The sequence below is a fragment of the Streptomyces sp. NEAU-sy36 genome (assembly GCF_013423905.1).
Taxonomy (GTDB): Bacteria; Actinomycetota; Actinomycetes; order Streptomycetales; family Streptomycetaceae; genus Streptomyces; species Streptomyces misionensis.
The window spans coordinates 707,501-729,518 of the sequence record NZ_CP058977.1; the positions used below are offsets into that span (position 1 = coordinate 707,501).

Consider the following 22,018-nt stretch of genomic DNA (forward strand, 5'->3'; position numbering starts at 1 on the left):
CATTTAGGTGCAGCGTCGTGCGTTTCTTGCCGGAGGTAGAGCACTGGATAGGCGATGGGCCCTACCGGGTTACTGACCTTAGCCAAACTCCGAATGCCGGTAAGTGAGAGCGCGGCAGTGAGACTGTGGGGGATAAGCTCCATGGTCGAGAGGGAAACAGCCCAGAGCATCGACTAAGGCCCCTAAGCGTACGCTAAGTGGGAAAGGATGTGGAGTCGCACAGACAACCAGGAGGTTGGCTTAGAAGCAGCCACCCTTGAAAGAGTGCGTAATAGCTCACTGGTCTAGTGATTCCGCGCCGACAATGTAGCGGGGCTCAAGCGTACCGCCGAAGTCGTGTCATTGCAGCATGAGGGCCAACGCCTGCTGTGATGGGTAGGGGAGCGTCGTCTGCCGGGTGAAGCAGCACCGGAAGGTAGTTGTGGACGGTTGACGAGTGAGAATGCAGGCATGAGTAGCGATTCACACGTGAGAAACGTGTGCGCCGATTGACTAAGGGTTCCTGGGTCAAGCTGATCTGCCCAGGGTAAGTCGGGACCTAAGGCGAGGCCGACAGGCGTAGTCGATGGATAACCGGTTGATATTCCGGTACCCGCTGTGAAGCGTCAAACATCGAGCATCGTGATGCTAAGGCCGTGAAGCCGTCCTGGATCCTTCGGGTGAAGGGGAGTGGTGGAGCCGCTGAACCAAGCGGTTAGTAGGTGAGTGATGGGGTGACGCAGGAAGGTAGTCCATCCCGGGCGGTGGTTGTCCCGGGGTAAGGGTGTAGGCCGCAAGGTAGGCAAATCCGCCTTGCATACGGCTGAGACCTGATGCCGAGCCGATTGTGGTGAAGTGGATGATCCTATGCTGTCGAGAAAAGCCTCTAGCGAGTTTCATGGCGGCCCGTACCCTAAACCGACTCAGGTGGTCAGGTAGAGAATACCGAGGCGTTCGGGTGAACTATGGTTAAGGAACTCGGCAAAATGCCCCCGTAACTTCGGGAGAAGGGGGGCCACACCTGGTGAGAGCACTTGCTGTTCGAGCTGGGGGTGGCCGCAGAGACCAGCGAGAAGCGACTGTTTACTAAAAACACAGGTCCGTGCGAAGCCGTAAGGCGATGTATACGGACTGACGCCTGCCCGGTGCTGGAACGTTAAGGGGACCGGTTAGCTTCACTTCGGTGGGGCGAAGCTGAGAACTTAAGCGCCAGTAAACGGCGGTGGTAACTATAACCATCCTAAGGTAGCGAAATTCCTTGTCGGGTAAGTTCCGACCTGCACGAATGGCGTAACGACTTCTCGACTGTCTCAACCATAGGCCCGGTGAAATTGCACTACGAGTAAAGATGCTCGTTTCGCGCAGCAGGACGGAAAGACCCCGGGACCTTTACTACAGTTTGATATTGGTGTTCGGTTCGGCTTGTGTAGGATAGCTGGGAGACTTTGAAGCGGCCACGCCAGTGGTTGTGGAGTCGTCGTTGAAATACCAGTCTGGTCGTGCTGGATGTCTAACCTGGGTCCGTGATCCGGATCAGGGACAGTGTCTGATGGGTAGTTTAACTGGGGCGGTTGCCTCCTAAAGGGTAACGGAGGCGCCCAAAGGTTCCCTCAGCCTGGTTGGCAATCAGGTGTTGAGTGTAAGTGCACAAGGGAGCTTGACTGTGAGACCGACGGGTCGAGCAGGGACGAAAGTCGGGACTAGTGATCCGGCGGTGGCTTGTGGAAGCGCCGTCGCTCAACGGATAAAAGGTACCCCGGGGATAACAGGCTGATCTTCCCCAAGAGTCCATATCGACGGGATGGTTTGGCACCTCGATGTCGGCTCGTCGCATCCTGGGGCTGGAGTCGGTCCCAAGGGTTGGGCTGTTCGCCCATTAAAGCGGTACGCGAGCTGGGTTTAGAACGTCGTGAGACAGTTCGGTCCCTATCCGCTGTGCGCGTAGGAGTCTTGAGAAGGGCTGTCCCTAGTACGAGAGGACCGGGACGGACGAACCTCTGGTGTGCCAGTTGTTCTGCCAAGGGCATGGCTGGTTGGCTACGTTCGGGAGGGATAACCGCTGAAAGCATCTAAGCGGGAAGCCTGCTTCGAGATGAGGACTCCCACCCACTTGATGGGGTAAGGCTCCCAGTAGACGACTGGGTTGATAGGCCGGATCTGGAAGCCAGGTAACTGGTGGAGGTGACCGGTACTAATAGGCCGAGGGCTTGTCCTCAGTTGCTCGCGTCCACTGTGTTGGTTCTGAAACCACGAACAACCATTGTGCTGGTTGTCAGTTTCATAGTGTTTCGGTGGTTATAGCGTGAGGGAAACGCCCGGTTACATTCCGAACCCGGAAGCTAAGCCTCACAGCGCCGATGGTACTGCAGGGGGGACCCTGTGGGAGAGTAGGACGCCGCCGAACAATTTTTGAGGGGAACCCCCGCACCGTTGGTGCGGGGGTTTTCCGCGTTTCAGGGGAGTTTTATCCGACGCCCCGAAGGGCGACGGACCGACAGCACTCAGAGCCGGCCCGCCGCCTTCAGAGCCAGATAGGCGTCCGCCAAAGCGGGCGCCAGCTCTTCCGGTGTCGCATCGACGACGGTGACACCGTGTCGACGCAATGTGTCGGCGGTGCGCCGGCGTTCGTCCTGAGCCTGGGCCGCCGCAGCGGCCTCGTACACCGCTTCCGCACTACCCCGCGCCTTGGCCATCCGCGCGATGTGCGGGTCGGCCACCGCGGCGACCAGTACCGTGTGCCTTTGCGTCAGCCGGGGCAGAACCGGCAGCAGGCCCTGTTCCACCGGGGCCGCGTCCAACGTCGTCAGCAGCACGACCAGGGAGCGCCGCGGTGCCGTACGCAGGGCCATGGAGGTCAGGCCGCGGCTGTCGGTCTCCACGATCTCCGGTTCGAGCATGGCCATCGCCCCCACGAGCGACGGCAGCAGCTCACCGGCGGATCTGCCCTGGACCAGGGCCCGTACCCGGCGGTCGTAGGCGAGGAGGTCCACGCGGTCGCCGGCCCGGGAGGCGAGGGCCGCGAGGAGGAGGGCCGCGTCCATGGCGGCGTCCAGGCGCGGGACGTCGCCCACTCGCCCGGCGGAGGTGCGGCCGGTGTCCAGCACCAGAAGGATGTGCCGGTCCCGCTCCGGGCGCCAGGTGCGCACGGCGACCGCGGACTGCCGTGCCGTTGCCCGCCAGTCGATCGAGCGGGTGTCGTCACCGGGCACGTACTCCCGGAGGCTGTCGAACTCCGTCCCCTCACCACGCGTCAGGACGCTGGTGCGACCGTCGAGTTCACGCAATCGAGCGAGTTTCGACGGAAGATGCTTCCGGCTCGTGAACGGGGGCAGAACCCGTACAGTCCAGGGCACCCGGTGGGCGCCCTGGCGGGAGAACAGCCCGAGGGGACCATAGGAGCGGATCGTCACGCGATCGGCCTCGCGGTCGCCGCGGCGGGTGGGGCGCAGCCGGGTCGTCACCCGCCGGCGCTCGCCCGGAGGCACGGTCAGGCGGTGCCGGGACGACTCGACCTCCGTCCCGGGCGGCCAACTGCTGGGCGGCCAGCCGTCCCGCAGCCGAGCCCGCAGGAGACGGCGCGACGGGTTGGTTACGGTGAGCGTGACATCGGCGCCTTCCCCGAGGCGTGCGGTGGTGTCGCCGGAGCGCGTGAGCACCAGGCGGCGTACCGGCGCGGCCAGCGCGAAGTCGCAGGCGCAGGCCAGCGCCAGCGGGCCGTTGACCGCGAGGATGCCCGTCCAGCCGGGATCCAGGATGCCGACGGGGATGGAACCGAGGGCCGCCAGGAGGGCGGCGCGTCCGGTGAGGGCCATCAGCGCGGGACCGGGACGTTGGCGAGGACGGCGTCGATGACGGAATCGGCCGTCACCCCCTCCATCTCCGCCTCCGGGCGGAGCTGGACGCGGTGGCGCAGGGTCGGCAGGGCGAGGGCCTTGACGTCGTCGGGGATGACGTAGTCCCGGCCCGTCAGCCAGGCCCAGGCCCGGGCGGTGGACAGGAGGGCGGTGGCCCCGCGGGGGGACACACCCATGGTGAGCGAGGGGGATTCACGGGTGGCACGGCAGATATCCACGACATAGGCCGTGATCTCGGGTGAGACGGTCGTGCCGGCGACCGCGGCACGGGCCGCCTCGAGGTCGGCGGGGCCGGCGACCGGTCGTATGCCCGCCGCCCGCAGATCACGGGGGTTGAAGCCCGAGGCGTGGCGGGTGAGGACGTCGATCTCGTCCTGGCGGGACGGCAGCGGCACCGTCAGCTTGAGCAGGAACCGGTCCAGCTGGGCTTCCGGCAGCGGGTAGGTGCCCTCGTACTCGACCGGGTTCTGGGTCGCCGCGACCAGGAACGGCTCGGGAAGAGGGCGGGGCGTGCCGTCCACCGTGACCTGCCGTTCCTCCATGGCCTCCAGGAGGGAGGACTGGGTCTTGGGCGGGGTGCGGTTGATCTCGTCCGCGAGCAGGAGGTTGGTGAAGACCGGGCCGGGCTGGAAGGAGAACTCGGCGGTACGGGTGTCGTAGACGAGGGAGCCGGTGACGTCGCTCGGCATCAGGTCGGGGGTGAACTGGACCCGCTTGGTGTCGAGTTCCAGGGCGGACGCGAGGGCCCGGACGAGCAGGGTCTTGGCCACGCCGGGGACGCCTTCGAGCAGGACGTGTCCGCGGCACAGGAGGGCGACGACGAGACCGGTCACGGCGGGGTCCTGGCCGACCACGGCTTTGGCGATCTCGGCGCGCAGGGCTTCCAGGGCGGCGCGGGGATCGGCCGCGGCCTCGGTCCCCGCGGCGATGTCGGTGGTCGGGTCCATCATGAACGGCGTACCTCTCTTTCGAGGGCGTCGAGTTGGTCGGTCAGTGCGATCAGGGCCGTGTCGTCGCCGGGCGGCGGCCCGAACAGCAGGGAGCGCAGGTCCTGTCCTTCGCCGGTGAGGCGGGCGGACAGGGCGGGGAGCAGGGCTTCGGGCGTGTGCGCCTGGGCGGCGGGCAGCCCGACGAGAGGGGCGAGGCGGGTGCGGGTGGCGGAGCGGAGAGCGGCGGCCGCGCGGTCGCGGGCGTTGGCCTTGCGGTAGAGGCGGGCGCGGCCCTCGGTGGTCTCCGAGGCCCGGATGGCGACGGGGAGGCGTTCGGGCACGAGGGGCCCGAAGCGCCGTCCGCGCCAGAAGGCGGCGAGGACGGCCGCGATGAAGAGCTGGAGGGTCGCCCACAGCCAGCCTGATGGGAGCAGGTCGAGGAAGCTCTCGCCGTCGGCGTTGTCCGCGGCGGAGTCGTCGGAGAGCGAGGGGAGGTACCAGACCAGATGGGGGCGGGAGCCGAGGAGTTGCAGGGCGAGCGACGCGTTGCCCTGCTTGTCGAGGCGGTCGTTGTAGAGGATGTCGGGCGCGCCGAGGACCACGGTGTCGCCCCCGGACGCCGCGGGGAGCCGCAGCAGCGTGGCGAGCCGGTCGCTGGGGTAGCAGCCCTGGGCGCCGCTCCGGGTGGTGGTGTAGCGGATGCCTCCGGTGTCGGCGCTGCCCGCGCGGCGCGCCTCGGGCAGGTTGCAGTGGGGGGTCAGGGTGGTGTCGAGGCTGTCGGCGGGGTCGGCGACGACCCCGGGGGCTAGCCGTTCGACGGACCAGCCGCTCGCGGCGACCAGGACGGTGCGCCCGCCGGAGGCGGCGGTCGCCCGGTGCAGGGCGGTCTGCTGGCCGCGGGTGAGCAGGTCGGGGACGGCGATCAGGAGGGTGGTGTCGGTGCCGGCGGCGGCGCGGGCCGCGTCGAGGGTGCCGACCACGCGCGTGGTGACCCCGCGCTCGGCCAGCAGCTCGGCGACGGCGCGGCTGCCGGTGGGGTCGGCGGAGCGCGGGTCCAGTTCCCCGTGCCGCTCGGTGGAGCGCACGGCGGCCAGGACGACGGCCCCGGCGAGGAGCAGCACCACGGCGAGGGCGATCCCCCGGGTGCGGGTCCACAGGGCGCGGGCCGTGGGCGCGGTGGAGGTGGTCGGCGGCGCGGCTGCGGTGGTCACTCGGCGGCCCCCTGGCTGGTGCTTCGGGCCGTGTCGGCCGTGCTGTCGGCGTGGGCGGGCCTGGTGCGTTCCAGGTCGCGGTCGAGTTCGGCGAGGCGGCGGTACGACTGCTCGCTCGCGCCGCGTCCGCCGTACGTCACGTCGTCGAACTCGCGGGCGGCGGCGCGCAGCCGGTCGAGGTGCGCGGGCAGGGCGCGGCCGGCCTCGGCGGCCGCCTCGTCGGCGGTCCGGCCCGGGCGGGCGTCGAGTACGGTGCGCTCCTCCAGGGCGCGGACGACGGCCCGCATGCGTTCCTGGACGGCCTGGCTCCAGTGGCCCTGGGCCGCGTGCGCCTCGCTTGCGGCGCGGTGCTCGGCGGCGCTGCGCGGGCCGTCGTCGAACAGGACCGCCGCGGACCGGGGCACGCGGCGGGCGGGGGAGCCCAGGCGCCACCACAGGGCGGCCAGGACGGCGACGACGAACAGCACGACGACCCACAGGCCGACCGAGCCACCGGGGGCCATGGGCGCGGCCGAGCCGAACAGCCCGTCGAGCCAGTTCCACAGTGCCTTCAGGGCGCGTGAGACCAGGCCGGGGTCGTTCTCGTGGTACATGCGCTTGGCCAGCTCGCGCCGGGCCGCCTCCCGCGCGGGATCGCGTGGGTCGGTCACCGGCGGCCCGCCCCCCGCGGCCAGCACGGCGGTGACCGGCGCGCGCAGCAGGCCGTGGACGGCCGTTGCCACGGCGCCGAGCGGGTCCGGCGCCGTGGCGATTCCCCCCGTGAAGATCACCCCGTCAGCTCCGCGGGACGGGGCCGGGGGCGCCGGTGGCGGCGCCCTGGACACCGGCGGCGCGGGCCAGTTCCAGATCGAGGCCCTCGCGGCGGATGCGCTGGTCGACGTAGAGGAGCACGGTGACGCCGGCGGAGATCGGCAGCGTGATGGTGGTGCCGATCACCGCGCCGATCCCGCTGATCAGCAGGAAGGTCCAGCTGACGTGCGCCCCGTTCTCGCCGAGGAAGCCGGCCAGGCCGTCACCGCCCGCGATCAGCGCGGCCACGGTGAACGGGATCGAGATGACGACCTTGGCGATGCCGACGATGAGCCCGGCGAGCAGCTGGATGCCGAGGATGCGCCACCAGGAGCCCTGCACCAGCTTGGTGGAGCGGCGCAGCGACTGCACGATGCCCTGGCGTTCCAGCATCAGCGCGGGCGCGGCCAGCGAGAAGCGCACCGTCAGCCAGATGAGCACGACGAACGCGGCGAGCAGGCCGAATACGAGGAGTGTGATGCCGACGTTCTCGTTGCCGGCGAGGAAGCCGATGATGCCGGGGACCGCGCCGCCCAGCATGACGCCGACGCCGATGAGTCCGAGCAGGAGCAGCTGGCCGAACAGCCTCCACACCTGCGGGCGGGCTTCCCGCCAGGCCTCACCCGGGCTGACCGGCCGGCCGAGGACGGCGCGACTGGTCACGCTCGTCAGCATGGCGGTGGCGATGAGCGTCCCGATCAGGGTGATCAGGGACAGGACGAAGGTACCGAGGAGGGACTCGCCCATGACGCGGAAGGCGTCGGCGGCCGAGGTGCTCGGATCGTTCAGGGTGTCCTGGGTGGCGGTGTTGTTCAGGAAGTAGCGCTGCAGGAGGATCGTGGCGATCTCCGTGACCACGGCGAGCGTCAGGGATATGCCGAGGACCGTGCGCCAGTGGGTGCGCAGGGTGGAGACGGCGCCGTCGAGGATCTCGCCGACGCCGAGCGGGCGCAGCGGGATGACTCCGGGCTTGGCCGCGGGCGGGGCCCAGCCACCGCCCCAGGCTCCGTAACCACCGGGTACGCCGTAGCCGCCGTACCCGCCGGGGGGCGCTCCGTAGCCGCCGTGCATGCCGGGCCCGGGGCCGCCCCAGCCGGGGCCGGGCGGCGGGGGCGGTGGGGTCTGACCGGGGCCGGGGGCTCCGGTGGGCGCGGACCACTGGCCGGCCGCCGGCTGCTCCTTGGACCACTGCGCGCCTGGGCCCTGCGGCTGCGCGCCCGGCTGCGGCGCGGACGCGCCGGAACCGGTTCCGGGGTGGTCGGCCGGGTCGGACGCGCCGGGCTCCCGTCCCTCGGGCGTCGGGTCGGATCCGGGCGAGGCCCAGCCCGGAGTGTCAGTCATCGATGCTCCTTCTCGGTGCCCGTCCGCGGTCGCGGCGGCAGGTTGGCAGACATCGTGCCATGGGTCGGTCAAGGCGGGAGCGGGCGAGGGGAAGGCTGGATGCCTTCAGTTGTCCGCGGTGTCCGGGGCAGACTGACCGCATGGCTGATCATCAGGCACGAAGCGGCGGGGACGAACGGCCGTCCGGAATACCGGCGATCCGATGGGAGGAACCACCCGAAGGTCCCGTACTGGTCCTCCTCGACCAGACGAGGCTTCCCGTGGAAGAGGTGGAGTTGGTGTGCACGGACGCACCGGCGCTGGTGGAGGCGATCTGTTCGCTCGCCGTGCGCGGGGCGCCGCTGCTCGGGATCGCGGGGGCGTACGGCGTCGCGCTCGCCGCCGCGCGCGGCTTCGACGTGCCCGAGGCGGCACAGGCGCTGGAGGCCGCCCGGCCGACCGCGGTGAACCTGTCCGTCGGGGTGCGCCGGGCCTTGGCCGCGCACGAGGCCGAGCTGGCCAGGAGCGGTGAGCCGGCCGCGGCGGCGGAGGCGGCGCTGGCCGCGGCGCGGGCGCTGCACCGGCAGGATGCCGAGGCCAGTGCCCGGATGGCGGCTCACGGTCTGGCGCTGCTGGGCGAGCTGCTGCCCGGCGGCGGTCACCGGATCCTGACCCACTGCAACACCGGGGCGCTGGTCTCGGGCGGTGAGGGCACGGCCTTCGCGGTGGCGCTCGCGGCGCATCGTGAGGGGCGGCTGCGGCGGCTGTGGGTGGACGAGACGCGTCCGCTGCTCCAGGGGGCGCGTCTGACGGCGTACGAGGCGGCGCGCAACGGGATGGCGTACACGCTGCTCACCGACAACGCGGCGGGCTCCCTGTTCGCGGCGGGTGAGGTGGACGCGGTGCTGATCGGCGCGGACCGGATCGCGGCGGACGGCTCGGTGGCGAACAAGGTGGGCAGCTATCCGCTCGCCGTGCTCGCCCGCCACCACCAGGTGCCGTTCATCGTGGTGGCACCACTGACCACGATCGACATGGCCACCCCGGACGGGTCGGCCATCGAGGTCGAGCAGCGCGCCGGCTTCGAGGTGACCGAGGTGATGACGCCGCAGGCGCAGGTGACCGGGGCCGGCGGCGGGGTCCCGGTGGCGCCGCTGGGCACGCAGGCGTACAACCCGGCGTTCGATGTGACACCGCCCGAGCTGGTGACGGCGATCGTGACCGAGGAGGGTGCCGTGTCGCCCGTGACCAGGGAGGCGCTCGCGGCGATGTGCGCCGCGGCGACCGGCTGAGCGGCGCGCGGCGCCGGGCCCGGTCCGGCGCCGCGGTACCGCTGCGCGAGACGGCCGGGGGCAGACAGTGACGGCCCCGTACGACTATCGTCACCGGCCAGTGACCTCGCTCACCAGCGCCTCTGTCACTGTTACGAGAATGGGATGATGTCGTTTATGAAGGGACGAGTCCTTGTCGTCGACGACGACACCGCACTGGCCGAGATGCTCGGCATCGTGCTGCGTGGTGAAGGTTTTGAGCCGTCTTTCGTAGCCGACGGCGACAAGGCGCTGGCCGCGTTCCGTGAGAGCAAGCCCGATCTGGTGTTGCTCGACCTGATGCTGCCCGGACGGGACGGCATCGAGGTGTGCCGGCTGATCCGGGCGGAGTCCGGAGTGCCGATCGTCATGCTCACGGCCAAGAGCGACACCGTCGATGTCGTGGTGGGCCTGGAGTCCGGCGCGGACGACTACATCGTCAAGCCGTTCAAGCCGAAGGAACTGGTGGCGCGGATCCGGGCGCGGCTGCGGCGGTCCGAGGAGCCGGCGCCGGAGCAGCTGACCATCGGTGACCTGGTCATCGACGTGGCCGGGCACTCGGTGAAGCGGGACGGGCAGTCGATCGCGCTGACCCCGCTGGAGTTCGACCTGCTGGTCGCGCTCGCCCGCAAGCCCTGGCAGGTCTTCACGCGCGAGGTGCTGCTCGAACAGGTGTGGGGGTACCGCCACGCCGCCGACACCCGCCTCGTCAACGTCCATGTGCAGCGGCTGCGTTCCAAGGTCGAGAAGGACCCGGAGCGGCCGGAGATCGTGGTGACCGTCCGTGGTGTCGGTTACAAGGCCGGGCCGAGCTGACATGTCCGGGGACAGTGCCGCTTCGGATTCCGGCATGCCCGGAGACCGTCCGCAGCGGCCTGTCGGCCGGACGGCGGCGGGTGCGCGCGTCAGGCAGCTCTTCGAGGGCGGGCTGTTGCAGGACGGGGTGCAGGGCAGCCCGGTCCTGCGGCTCTTCCTGCGCTGGGTGCGCCGGCCGCTGTTGCCGGTGATGCGCCTGTGGCGGCGCAACATCCAGCTCAGGGTCGTCGCCACCACTCTGGTGATGTCGCTGGGCGTGGTCCTGCTGCTCGGCTTCGTGGTGATCGGGCAGGTGCGCAACGGCCTGCTGGACGCGAAGGTGCGGGCCTCGCAGAGCCAGGCCACGGGCGGTTTCGCGGTGGCCAAGCAGCGGGCCGACGAGGCGTCCGGCACCAACGGCACGGGTGCGGACACCGCGCCCGCCACCGCCGACGGCAGTACGGACGGCACCACGGGTGCGGACGGACGGCCGACGCAGAACGTCATCCAGTGGATGAGCGACCTCGTGGAGTCGCTGTCCAGCGGTGGCGCGGGCGCCTTCGACGTGGTGACGCTGCCCGTCGGTGACGACAGCGGCGGCGGCCGCAGCCCGCGCGGCTCCGGGAACGTCAACCCGACCTCCAGCGTCCCCGCCGATCTGCGCGACCGGGTCAACAGCGGGACGACGGCCGCGCAGAGCTACACCCGGATCGTCTACTCCAACGGCAAGGACTCCCAGCCCGCGCTGGTCATCGGCAAGCAGGTCAACGACCCCAACGGACGGCCGTACGAGCTGTACTACCTCTTCCCGCTCACGCAGGAGGAGAAGTCGCTGAGCCTGGTCAAGGGCACCCTGGCGACCGCCGGGCTGTTCGTGGTCGTCCTGCTCGGCGCCATCGCGTGGCTGGTGGTGCGGCAGGTCGTCACGCCGGTGCGGATGGCGGCCGGGATCGCGGAGAGGCTGTCGGCCGGGCGTCTCCAGGAGCGGATGAAGGTCACCGGCGAGGACGACATCGCGCGCCTGGGCGAGGCCTTCAACAAGATGGCGCAGAACCTCCAGGGCAAGATCCAGCAGCTGGAGGACCTGTCGCGGATGCAGCGCCGGTTCGTGTCGGACGTCTCCCACGAACTGCGCACCCCGCTGACCACCGTGCGCATGGCCGCCGACGTCATCCACGAGGCGCGCGAGGACTTCGACCCGGTGACCGCGCGCTCCGCCGAGCTGCTCGCCGACCAGCTGGACCGGTTCGAGTCGCTGCTCGCCGACCTGCTGGAGATCAGCCGCTTCGACGCGGGCGCGGCGGCGCTGGAGGCCGAGCCGATCGATCTCAGGGAGGTCGTGCGGCGTGTGGTCGGCGGCGCCGAGCCGCTCGCCGAGCGCAAGGGCACGCGGATACGCGTGGTCGGCGACCAGCAGCCCGTGGTCGCCGAGGCCGACGCCCGGCGGGTGGAGCGGGTCCTGCGCAACCTCGTCGTCAACGCCGTCGAGCACGGCGAGGGCAGGGACGTCGTCGTGAAGATGGCCGCGGCCGGCGGCGCGGTCGCCGTCGCGGTGCGCGACTACGGCGTCGGGCTCAAGCCCGGCGAGGCGACCCGCGTGTTCAGCCGCTTCTGGCGGGCCGACCCGGCACGCGCGCGCACCACGGGCGGCACCGGTCTCGGGCTGTCGATCGCCCTGGAGGACGCGCGGCTGCACGGTGGCTGGCTCCAGGCGTGGGGCGAGCCGGGCGGCGGGTCGCAGTTCCGGCTGACGCTGCCCCGGACCGCGGACGAGCCGCTGCGGGGATCGCCGATACCGCTGGAGCCCAAGGACTCGCGCCGCAACCGCGGCCTGGACGGGTCCGGTACGGGCCGTGCGGGCGCGGAGAAGCGGGCGACCGTTCCGGCACAGCAGGGCGGCGGTCATCCGCCCGCGCTGCCGCCGCGCGCCCCGGTCGCGCCCGCCGCCGACCCGACCGCACTGCCGGGCAACGGCAACGGGGCGCGCGTGGTGCCCCGGCACGTACGGCCCGAACCCGGACGACCCGATCCCGTACGTCCTGATCCCGTACGACCGGAGCCCCGGCCGGAACCGGCGCGCCCGGAGGACCCGACCGAGCCAGGGGAGGCATTTCGTGGGCGCTGACCGCGAGGGGGGCGCCCGGCGGCGGCCATGGCGCGCGGCGGCGTACACCGCCTTGGGGGTCGTTCTGCTGGCGGGGTGCGCCTCGATGCCCGACAGCGGGGATCTGCGGGACGTGGAGTCCACGCCCCGGCAGGACACCGGAGTGCGCGTGTTCGCCATGCCACCGGCCGACGACGCCACCCCGGGCGAGATCATGCAGGGCTTCCTGGAGGCGCTGACCAGCGACGACCCCGCGTACGACACCGCGCGCAAGTACCTGACGACCGATGCCGCGCGCACCTGGCGGCCGGAGCAGTCCGCCACGGTCCTCGCGAACGGGCCGAGCATCGAGACCGACTGCCGCGCCGGCAACCGGGAGGTGACCAACAGCATCACCTGTGTGCTCACCGGCAGCCGGGTGGCCACGGTCGACGCCCGGCAGGCGTACCAGCCCGCCGACGGCACCTACCGCAAGAAGGTGCACCTCGTGCGGGACGCCAAGACCGGGCAGTGGCGCATCGACGAGCTGCCCGACGGCGTGGTCATGGGCAAGTCGGACTTCCAGCGCAACTACACGTCCGTCGACAAGTACTACTTCGCCTCCGGCACGTCGGTCGGGGCTGCCGGGGAACCGGTCGCGGTCGCCGATCCGGTGTTCGTGCGCAGCAAGGTCGACCCGATGACGCAGATGGTCGCGTCGCTGCTGAAGGGGCCGACCAGCTGGCTCGGTCCGGTGGTCCGCTCCAGCTTCCCGACCGGCACGGCCCTGCAGAAGGGCGTTTCCGGGCTGGCGCCGGACGACCAGAACCAGCTGACGGTGCCCCTGAACCTCAAGGAGTCCCAGGTCTCCGCGGCCAAGTGCACCGAGATGGCCACCCAGGTGCTGTTCACCCTGCGGAACCTGGCCCCGACCCTGGAGTCCGTCGAACTCCAGGGGATCGGCGGCCACCGGCTGTGCGACCTCACCGAGGAGCGCGCCGAGTCCGCCGCGTGGCACGGGTCGGTGAAGCGGCCCGAATACCTGTACTACGTCGACGGCAAGCGCCGGCTGGTGCGGATGCCGAGCGGGAGCACCGGCACCGGTTCCGTGCCGGTGCCGGGCGTGCTCGGCGAGGGCGACCGGACGCTCCAGTCGGTGGCGGTGTCGCGGGACGAGCACAGCGTGGCCGCGGTCGACGACGACGGCGCGTCGCTGCACGTCACGCCGCTGACGTCGGACGGCACGCTCGGCACCGCGCTGGTCACCAGCAAGGGCGCGACCCCCGACGAGCGGCTGACCACCCCGAGCTGGGACGCCCGCGGCGACCTGTGGGTGGCCGACCGCGGCGCCCAGGCGCTGTACGTCGTGGAGCGCGGCGTCGCCAAGGCGGAGAGGGTCGCCGTGCCGGATCTGCCCGGGGACATCAAGGACGTCCGGGTGGCCGCCGACGGCGTGCGCGTCGCGCTGGTCGTGGAGAAGAACGGCAAGCAGTCGCTGCTGATCGGCCGGATCGAGCGCGACGACCGGACCGGCGAGGGCCCCTCGGTGGTCGAACTCCGTTCCGCGGCGCCCGACTTGGAGCAGGTCAGCGCCATGACCTGGGCCGGTGACAGCAGACTGCTGGTGGTCGGCCAGGAGCAGGGCGGCGTGCAGCAGATGCGGTACGTGCAGGTCGACGGCGCCACCCTGGACGGTCCCGCGCCCGGCGCGCTGCCCGGGGTGAAGGCGATCACCGCGTCCGAGGACGACCGGGTGCCGCTGGTGGCCTACTCGGACGACGGGATCGTACGGCTGCCGAGCGGGGCGCAGTGGCAGAAGGTCGACAAGGACGGAACGGCACCGGTCTATCCCGGCTGAGCGTCGAGGCCGCGCCGCCACCAGGGGTTTGTGCAGGTCAGCGCCGTCCCGCGTCGGCCCCGCGAGTTGTCCACAGGCCGTTGTCCACAGGGGTGGTGGGCCTGCCCGGGCCTTGGCACAGTGGTGGCCATGCGCGGGTGGTGGCGGGACCTCACCGACCTGGTGCTGCCGACCGACTGCGCGGGCTGCGGGGCACCTCGTACGACGCTCTGCCCGCGGTGCCGGACCGCACTGGCCGGGGGCGCGCCCCGGCGGGTGCGGCCGCTGCCGGAACCGCCCGGACTGCCGGTGGTGTACGCGTCGGCGCCCTACGCGGAGGCGGTGCGGGCGCTCCTCCTCGCGCACAAGGAGCGGGGCGCGCTGACGCTCACCGGAGCGCTGGGCGCGGCCGTGGCGGGTGCCGTGCGGGCGGGCCTGGGCGGACCGGCAGGGGCGTTCGGGGTGCCCGGGACCGTGGTACTCGTGCCGGTGCCCTCCGCGCGGTGGGCCGTGCGGGCGCGGGGGCACGATCCGGTGCGGCGGATGGCGCTCGCGGCGGCCGGCGAGCTGCGGCGCACCGGGACCCCGGCCCGGGTGGCGGCGGTGCTGCGCCAGCGCAGACCCGTGGCGGACCAGGCCGGGCTGAACGCGCGCCGGCGCCTGGCGAACCTGGCGGGCGCGCTGGAGATCGCCAAGGGCGGTGAGCGGTTGCTCGGCGGCGGCCGGGTGGTGCTGGTCGACGACCTCGTCACCACCGGTGCCACGCTCGCGGAGGCGGCGCGAGCCCTGCGGGAGGGGACCGTCTTGTGCCGGGGGAGGGGAAATGGGTCCACAAGGCCCGTGTACGAGAACGCAACTCGGGAAGGAAGGGAAGAACGACAGACCGGAACGCGACCGGAGAAGGGGAAGTGGGTGCACGGTGCAGTGAAAAACGCGGCGGTGAACGCCCTTGGCGCGCCCTCGTATGCGGCCGTGATCGCCGCTCCGCGGGACACCTTCGAAATAGCCGGGAACTGACTGCGGACCGGCATCGTTGCAGGTACTGAGAGGGTCAATGCACCTGAACGGAGGTACACCGCGGTAGAGGGTGACGACATCCGTCCGGGCGAGATATGTTCGGTTGTGAGGAAAGGCGCAGGCCACACCTCTCATATCCGAATGCCGCGCCGCGGGTTTTCCGCAATTCACCCGCGCCGGTGGGCTGGAGATCCCGCCCATGGGGGAGGAGGAGGTGGACGTCACCAAGTCCGAGGTCCGGTGCTCACCGGACCTGGTGCGAAAGGGAGATGCTCCGCCGAAGCAGCGGAGCGATCCGGGAACGGAGTTCTGCGTGGACATCGTCGTCAAGGGCCGCAAGACCGAGGTGCCCGAGCGGTTCCGCAAGCACGTGGCCGACAAGCTGAAGCTGGAGAAGATCCAGAAGCTCGACGGCAAGGTGATCAGCCTCGACGTCGAGGTGTCCAAGGAGCCCAACCCCCGACAGGCCGACCGCTGCGACCGGGTGGAGATCACGCTCCGCTCCCGTGGCCCGGTCATCCGGGCGGAGGCGGCGGCCAGCGATCCGTACGCGGCACTCGACCTGGCGGCGGAGAAGCTGGAGGCGCGGCTGCGCAAGCAGCACGACAAGCGGTTCTCGCGCCGTGGCGCGCGCCGGATCTCGGCGGCGGAGGTTCCCGACCACGTCCCTGGTGTGGCGACACTGAACGGAAACGGCCTCCCCGTGGGGGAGGAGGAGACGGACGGAGTGCCGACCAAGAAGATCGGCTCGCTGGAGGTCAAGGGTGAAGGCCCCCTGGTCGTCCGCGAGAAGACCCACGTCGCCTCCCCGATGAGCCTGGACCAGGCCCTCTACGAGATGGAACTGGTCGGCCACGACTTCTACTTGTTCGTCGACTCCGAGACGAAGGAGCCGAGCGTCGTCTACCGGCGTCACGCCTACGACTACGGCGTGATCCACCTCAGCACCGACCCGATGGTCGCCGAGGCGCAGCCCCCCGCGGCAGGGGGCACGCTGGGCGGCTGACCGCCCGGGCCGAAGCCGAACCGGTGCCCCTGGAGCGCGCGTGCGCCCCCGGGGCACCAGTGTGCGACCGGTTCGCGCCGCGCACGGCGCCTCGGTGCCGTCCCGGCATGAAATCATGGCCGCAAGGGCCCAACCGGTGGGCCGCTGCCTTGGGTTGGCGATGGCACGGGACCACACAGGCCACAGCCTTCAGGGGGAGGAACGATGGCGGACACCTTCGGACCGATGCGGAGCGAGGAGGCCGACGACACCGACGACGGTGTACTCGGCACGGCCCCCGACGGGGGCCCGCCACGCGGGGAACCGATCAGAGTCCTGGTGGTGGACGACCACGCCCTGTTCCGGCGCGGACTGGAGATCGTGCTCGCGGCCGAGGAGGACATCCAGGTCGTCGGTGAGGCGGGGGACGGCGCCGAGGCCGTGGACAAGGCGGCCGACCTGCTGCCGGACATCGTGCTGATGGACGTCCGGATGCCCCGGCGCGGTGGGATCGAGGCCTGCACCTCCATCAAGGAGGTCGCCCCCAGCGCGAAGATCATCATGCTGACGATCAGCGACGAGGAGGCCGACCTCTACGACGCGATCAAGGCGGGCGCCACCGGATATCTGCTCAAGGAGATCTCCACCGACGAGGTGGCCACCGCCATTCGCGCGGTCGCCGACGGGCAGTCGCAGATCAGCCCGTCCATGGCGTCGAAACTCCTCACCGAGTTCAAGTCGATGATCCAGCGCACCGACGAGCGCCGGCTGGTGCCGGCGCCCCGGTTGACGGACCGTGAGCTGGAAGTCCTCAAACTCGTCGCCACCGGCATGAACAACCGGGATATCGCCAAGGAGTTGTTCATCTCGGAGAACACGGTGAAGAACCACGTCCGCAATATCCTGGAGAAGCTCCAGCTGCACTCCCGGATGGAGGCCGTGGTCTACGCGATGCGGGAGAAGATCCTGGAGATCCGCTGACCGGTAGACCCGCCCGGCGCCGCGGCCTCACCCGAGGGTGCGCGCGAGTTCCGCGGTCAGCGGGCCGCGCAGGGCGGGCGGGTCCACCCGCTCCACCCGGACGTCGGTGCAGTCCACCCAGGTCGCTGCCTCGACCAGGGCCTGGGCGACCGCCGGGACCGCCTTGGGGCCGTCCAGGGTGACCTGCCGGGCGACCAGGGCGCGGCCCTCCCTCGCGGGGTCGACACGCCCGACCAGCCGGCCGCCCGCGAGCACCGGCATCGCGAAATAGCCGTACACCCGCTTGGGCTTGGGGACGTACGCCTCCAGGCGGTGGGTGAAGCCGAAGATGCGCTCCGTGCGCGCCCGTTCCCAGATCAGCGAGTCGAACGGGGACAGCAGGGTGGTGCGGTGGCGGCCGCGCGGTGGTGCCGCCAGGGCCGCCGGATCCGCCCAGGCCGGCTTCCCCCAGCCCTCGACCTCGACCGGCACCAGACCCGAGTCCGCGATCACCGCGTCCACCTGCTCGCCCTTGAGCCGGTGGTAGTCGGCGATGTCCGCGCGGGTGCCCACGCCCAGGGACTCGCCGGCCAGCCGCACCAGGCGGCGCAGGCACTCGGCGTCGTCCAGCTCGTCGTGCAGCAGTTCCGCGGGGACGGCGCGTTCGGCGAGGTCGTACACCCGCTTCCAGCCGCGCCGCTCGACACACACCACCTCGCCGTACATCAGCGCCCGTTCCACCGCGACCTTGGTGCCGGACCAGTCCCACCACTCGCTGGTGCGCTTGGCGCCGCCCAGCTCGGTCGCGGTCAGCGGGCCTTCGACGCGCAGCTGCTTGACGACCTGCTCGTAGGTGCCGTCGGGGAGTTCGTGGTTCCAGTGCGGGCGGTTGCGGTAGGCGCGGCGGCGGAAGGCGAAGTGCGGCCACTCCTCGATGGGCAGGATGCAGGCCGCGTGCGACCAGTACTCGAAAGCGTGCACGTCCTTCCAGTAGGCGTTCTCGACCGTCTTGCGGCCGACCGCGCCGAGGCGGGCGTACGGCACGAGTTCATGGGAGCGCGCCAGGACGGAGATGGTGTCGAGCTGGACCGCGCCGAGATGGCGCAGCACCCCCCGGACCCCGGCGCGCCGGTCGGGCGCGCCGAGCAGTCCCTGGGCCCGCAGGGCGATGCGGCGGGCGTCGTCCGCGGTGAGCGTGGTGGTCGGGCGCGGCAGGGTCGTCATGTCTGCGGACGATAGACGCCGGCACTGACAACGCGTGCCGGGCCCCGGTCATCTCACCGGGCCCGGCAGGTACGGGGCGGTGGACGGCAGGCCGAGGTCCGAGGGGAGCAGGGAGCCGACCCAGCAGTCCCGCCGCACCCCCTTGTTGCTGATCGCGGAGCGCAGGGTGCCCTCCAGGGCGAAGCCGGCGCGCTCGGCCACCGCGCGCGAGGCGTGGTTGCCGACCTCGGCGCGCCACTCGACACGGTCGACGCCCCGGTCGGTGAAGATCCAGCGGCAGGCGGTGAGCACGGCCTCCGTGACGTAGCCGTGGCCGCGGTGCTCCTTGGTGGCCCAGAAGCCGATCTCCGCGGTGGCCGGCGCGTGCATCGTGAGGCTGAGCATGCCGGCCAGCTCTCCGCCGGCGAGGAAGATCCCGAAGGTGAACATCGAACCCAGGGCCCAGCCGTCCGGGACCGTCTCGTGCGTGAAGCCGCGGGCGTGCTCCGGCAGATACGGGGAGGGGATCGTGGTCCAGCGCTGGATGTCGGCGTCCTGGGCGGCCTCGAACACCGCCTCGGTGTCCGCGGGGCCGACGGCGCGCAGCCGCAGCCGGCCGGTGGTGAGCGTGACGGGTTCCATCGGCCGATTCTGCTCGTATCGTCCCGCAAGGGCCATCGATTTCCGCGATCCGTGAGCACGCGATCACATTTCGCACAATTCCCTGCGCGGATGCGGCACTATCCGGATACCCCGTCCGTTGTCCCGGATGAAGCAGTGGCCGGGACGCCAGGCCCTCCCGGCGCGGCCGGGTCCTCGCATACGATGGCCGTTGCTCAGTACGTCACATGGAAAACCGACCGTCCCAGGCCCGACCGGCAAGGAGACCAGCCCCCGTGTCCGTCCTCTCGAAGATCATGCGTGCAGGCGAAGGCAAGATCCTGCGCAAGCTGCACCGCATCGCGGACCAGGTCAACTCCATCGAAGAGGACTTCGTCGACCTCTCCGACGCCGAGCTGCGGGCCCTCACCGATGAGTACAAGCAGCGGTACGCCGACGGTGAGAGCCTGGACGACCTGCTCCCCGAGGCGTTCGCCACCGTCCGCGAGGCCGCCAAGCGCGTCCTGGGCCAGCGTCACTACGACGTGCAGCTGATGGGCGGCGCCGCGCTGCACCTCGGCTACGTGGCCGAGATGAAGACCGGTGAGGGCAAGACGCTCGTCGGCACCCTCCCCGCATACCTGAACGCGCTGTCCGGCGACGGCGTGCACATCGTCACGGTCAACGACTACCTGGCCGAGCGCGACTCCGAGATGATGGGCCGCGTCCACAAGTTCCTGGGTCTCGACGTCGGCGTCATCCTCGCCAGCATGACGCCGGCCCAGCGCCGCGAGCAGTACAACTGCGACATCACCTACGGCACGAACAACGAGTTCGGCTTCGACTACCTGCGCGACAACATGGCCTGGTCGAAGGACGAGCTGGTGCAGCGCGGCCACAACTTCGCCATCGTGGACGAGGTCGACTCCATCCTGGTGGACGAGGCGCGTACCCCACTGATCATCTCCGGCCCGGCCGACCAGGCCACCAAGTGGTACGGCGACTTCGCCAAGCTGGTCCTGCGCCTGAAGAAGGGCGAGGCGGGCAACCCGCTCAAGGGCGTCGAGGAGACCGGCGACTACGACGTCGACGAGAAGAAGCGCACGGTCGCGATCCACGAGTCCGGTGTCAGCAAGGTCGAGGACTGGCTGGGCATCGACAACCTCTACGAGTCGGTGAACACCCCGCTCGTCGGCTACCTGAACAACGCCATCAAGGCGAAGGAACTGTTCAAGAAGGACAAGGACTACGTCGTCATCGACGGCGAGGTCATGATCGTCGACGAGCACACCGGCCGTATCCTCGCCGGCCGCCGCTACAACGAGGGCATGCACCAGGCGATCGAGGCGAAGGAAGGGGTGGAGATCAAGGACGAGAACCAGACGCTCGCCACCATCACCCTCCAGAACTTCTTCCGCCTCTACAAGAAGCTCTCCGGCATGACCGGTACGGCGATGACCGAGGCCGCCGAGTTCCACCAGATCTACAAGCTCGGCGTGGTCCCCATCCCGACCAACAAGCCGATGATCCGCAAGGACCAGTCCGACCTGATCTACCGCACCGAGGTGGCCAAGTTCGAGGCGGTCGTCGACGACATCGCCGAGAAGCACGAGAAGGGCCAGCCGATCCTCGTCGGCACCACCTCCGTCGAGAAGTCCGAGTACCTCTCGCAGCAGCTCAGCAAGCGGGGCATCCAGCACGAGGTGCTGAACGCCAAGCACCACGAGCGTGAGGCGTCGATCGTCGCCCAGGCCGGCCGCAAGGGCGCCGTGACGGTCGCCACCAACATGGCCGGCCGTGGTACGGACATCAAGCTCGGCGGCAACCCCGAGGACCTCGCCGAGGCGGAGCTGCGCCAGCGCGGCCTCGACCCCGAGGAGCACATCGAGGAGTGGGCCGCGGCCCTGCCCGCCGCCCTGGAGAAGGCCGAGCAGGCCGTCAAGGCGGAGAAGGAGGAGGTGGAGGCGCTCGGCGGCCTCTACGTCCTCGGCACCGAGCGGCACGAGTCGCGGCGCATCGACAACCAGCTGCGCGGTCGTTCCGGCCGTCAGGGCGACCCCGGCGAGTCCCGCTTCTACCTCTCCCTCGGCGACGACCTGATGCGCCTGTTCAAGGCACAGATGGTCGAGCGCGTGATGTCCATGGCCAACGTGCCGGACGACGTGCCGATCGAGAACAAGATGGTCACCCGCGCGATCGCCTCCGCGCAGTCGCAGGTCGAGCAGCAGAACTTCGAGACCCGCAAGAACGTCCTGAAGTACGACGAGGTGCTCAACCGGCAGCGCGAGGTCATCTACGGCGAGCGCCGGCGCGTGCTGGAGGGCGAGGACCTGCACGAGCAGATCCAGCACTTCATGGACGACACCATCGACGCGTACGTCGCCGCGGAGACCGCCGAGGGCTTCCCCGAGGACTGGGACCTGGACCGGCTGTGGGGCGCCTTCAAGCAGCTCTACCCGGTGAAGGTCACCATCGAGGAGCTGGAGGACGCGGCCGGCGACCGGGCGGGTCTGACCGCCGAGTTCATCTCGGAGTCCATCAAGGAGGACATCCACGAGCAGTACGAGGCCCGCGAGGCGCAGCTCGGCTCCGAGATCATGCGCGAGCTGGAGCGGCGGGTCGTGCTGTCGGTCCTCGACCGCAAGTGGCGCGAGCACCTCTACGAGATGGACTACCTCCAGGAGGGCATCGGCCTGCGCGCGATGGCGCAGAAGGACCCGCTGGTCGAGTACCAGCGCGAGGGCTTCGACATGTTCACCGCGATGATGGAGGGCATCAAGGAGGAGTCCGTCGGCTACCTGTTCAACCTGGAGGTCCAGGTGGAGCAGCAGGTCGAGGAGGTGCCGGTCGAGGAGGCCGAGCCGGTCGGCGAGGGCGCCCAGGACGCGGTGCCGGCGCAGGCGGGCGCGGGCCGTCCCGAGATCCGCGCGAAGGGGCTCGACGTCCCGCAGCGCCGGGACCTGCACTTCTCCGCGCCCACGGTGGACGGTGAGGGCGGCGTCGTCGAGCGGGACCTGGAGGACGACGGCCCGGTGCGCTCCGCGTCGGACGGGCTGACCCGGGCGGAGCGCCGTAAGCAGGCGAAGGGCGGGCGGCGTCGCAAGAAGTGACGCGCAGCGCCTGAACAAGGGCCGGGTTCCTCGGGG

At 70.5% G+C, this 22,018-nt stretch carries 15 protein-coding genes and 2 rRNA genes (1 of these 17 only partly in view); 10 read left to right on the forward strand and 7 right to left on the reverse strand.

Going from position 1 to position 22,018, the window contains the following annotated elements; all coding sequences use genetic code 11:
- Positions 1 to 2,194: ribosomal RNA gene (locus HZZ00_RS03200) — 23S ribosomal RNA — on the forward strand (it extends 924 nt beyond the left edge of the window).
- A 72-nt stretch (positions 2,195 to 2,266) separates the two neighbouring features.
- Positions 2,267 to 2,383 (forward strand): 5S ribosomal RNA (rrf, locus tag HZZ00_RS03205).
- Positions 2,384 to 2,480: 97 nt separating this feature from the next.
- Here rrf and HZZ00_RS03210 read toward each other — a convergent pair.
- From HZZ00_RS03210 to HZZ00_RS03230, 5 genes are all read right to left on the reverse strand, one after another.
- Positions 2,481 to 3,791: a DUF58 domain-containing protein gene (locus HZZ00_RS03210; RefSeq protein ID WP_180330778.1), complete on the reverse strand. Its 1,311-nt coding sequence runs from the start codon at positions 3,789 to 3,791 to the stop codon at positions 2,481 to 2,483.
- Positions 3,791 to 4,780: a MoxR family ATPase gene (locus tag HZZ00_RS03215; RefSeq protein ID WP_180333370.1), complete on the reverse strand. Its 990-nt coding sequence runs from the start codon at positions 4,778 to 4,780 to the stop codon at positions 3,791 to 3,793. The genes HZZ00_RS03210 and HZZ00_RS03215 overlap by 1 nt, the downstream gene beginning before the upstream one ends.
- On the reverse strand, positions 4,780 to 5,973 hold the full coding sequence (locus HZZ00_RS03220; RefSeq protein WP_180330779.1) for a DUF4350 domain-containing protein: 1,194 nt from the start codon (positions 5,971 to 5,973) through the stop codon (positions 4,780 to 4,782). Before HZZ00_RS03220 ends, HZZ00_RS03215 begins: the two co-directional genes overlap by 1 nt.
- The gene (locus HZZ00_RS03225; RefSeq protein WP_180333371.1) at positions 5,970 to 6,623 is read right to left on the reverse strand and encodes a DUF4129 domain-containing protein; all 654 of its coding nucleotides are present in this window, start codon (positions 6,621 to 6,623) and stop codon (positions 5,970 to 5,972) included. Before HZZ00_RS03225 ends, HZZ00_RS03220 begins: the two co-directional genes overlap by 4 nt.
- Positions 6,624 to 6,747: 124 nt before the next feature.
- Positions 6,748 to 8,103, reverse strand: coding sequence for a hypothetical protein (locus HZZ00_RS03230; RefSeq protein ID WP_180330780.1), 1,356 nt, complete (start codon positions 8,101 to 8,103; stop codon positions 6,748 to 6,750).
- Positions 8,104 to 8,243: 140 nt separating this feature from the next.
- Between HZZ00_RS03230 and mtnA the strand changes: the two genes are divergently transcribed.
- From mtnA to HZZ00_RS03265, 7 genes are all read left to right on the forward strand, one after another.
- Positions 8,244 to 9,374, forward strand: a complete 1,131-nt coding sequence (gene mtnA, locus HZZ00_RS03235) for an S-methyl-5-thioribose-1-phosphate isomerase (protein ID WP_180330781.1) — start codon at positions 8,244 to 8,246, stop codon at positions 9,372 to 9,374.
- 144 nt (positions 9,375 to 9,518) lie between these two features.
- Positions 9,519 to 10,208, forward strand: a complete 690-nt coding sequence (gene mtrA / locus HZZ00_RS03240; protein ID WP_187279108.1) for a two-component system response regulator MtrA — start codon at positions 9,519 to 9,521, stop codon at positions 10,206 to 10,208.
- 1 nt (position 10,209) lies between these two features.
- Entirely contained in the window at positions 10,210 to 12,312 is a 2,103-nt protein-coding gene (gene mtrB / locus HZZ00_RS03245) for an MtrAB system histidine kinase MtrB (protein ID WP_180330782.1), read from the forward strand.
- On the forward strand, positions 12,302 to 14,128 hold the full coding sequence (locus tag HZZ00_RS03250) for an LpqB family beta-propeller domain-containing protein (protein ID WP_180330783.1): 1,827 nt from the start codon (positions 12,302 to 12,304) through the stop codon (positions 14,126 to 14,128). The genes mtrB and HZZ00_RS03250 overlap by 11 nt, the downstream gene beginning before the upstream one ends.
- Before the next feature lie 129 nt (positions 14,129 to 14,257).
- On the forward strand, positions 14,258 to 15,124 hold the full coding sequence (locus tag HZZ00_RS03255; RefSeq protein ID WP_257585640.1) for a ComF family protein: 867 nt from the start codon (positions 14,258 to 14,260) through the stop codon (positions 15,122 to 15,124).
- A 313-nt stretch (positions 15,125 to 15,437) separates the two neighbouring features.
- Positions 15,438 to 16,130, forward strand: a complete 693-nt coding sequence (hpf, locus tag HZZ00_RS03260; protein WP_107409311.1) for a ribosome hibernation-promoting factor, HPF/YfiA family — start codon at positions 15,438 to 15,440, stop codon at positions 16,128 to 16,130.
- Between the two features lie 204 nt (positions 16,131 to 16,334).
- Complete coding sequence (locus HZZ00_RS03265; RefSeq protein ID WP_070022665.1) at positions 16,335 to 17,090, forward strand: response regulator transcription factor; 756 nt, start codon at positions 16,335 to 16,337, stop codon at positions 17,088 to 17,090.
- A gap of 27 nt (positions 17,091 to 17,117) precedes the next feature.
- Here HZZ00_RS03265 and HZZ00_RS03270 read toward each other — a convergent pair whose 3' ends face one another.
- Positions 17,118 to 18,293, reverse strand: a complete 1,176-nt coding sequence (locus tag HZZ00_RS03270) for a winged helix-turn-helix domain-containing protein (protein WP_180330784.1) — start codon at positions 18,291 to 18,293, stop codon at positions 17,118 to 17,120.
- Positions 18,294 to 18,341: 48 nt separating this feature from the next.
- Complete coding sequence (locus tag HZZ00_RS03275; RefSeq protein ID WP_180330785.1) at positions 18,342 to 18,914, reverse strand: GNAT family N-acetyltransferase; 573 nt, start codon at positions 18,912 to 18,914, stop codon at positions 18,342 to 18,344.
- A gap of 254 nt (positions 18,915 to 19,168) precedes the next feature.
- On the opposite strand from HZZ00_RS03275, the gene secA reads away from it, so the two are divergent.
- Positions 19,169 to 21,982 carry a preprotein translocase subunit SecA gene (gene secA, locus HZZ00_RS03280; RefSeq protein ID WP_180330786.1) on the forward strand — a complete coding sequence of 938 codons (2,814 nt, stop codon included), beginning with the start codon at positions 19,169 to 19,171 and terminating at the stop codon, positions 21,980 to 21,982.
- Positions 21,983 to 22,018 lie beyond the last annotated feature (36 nt).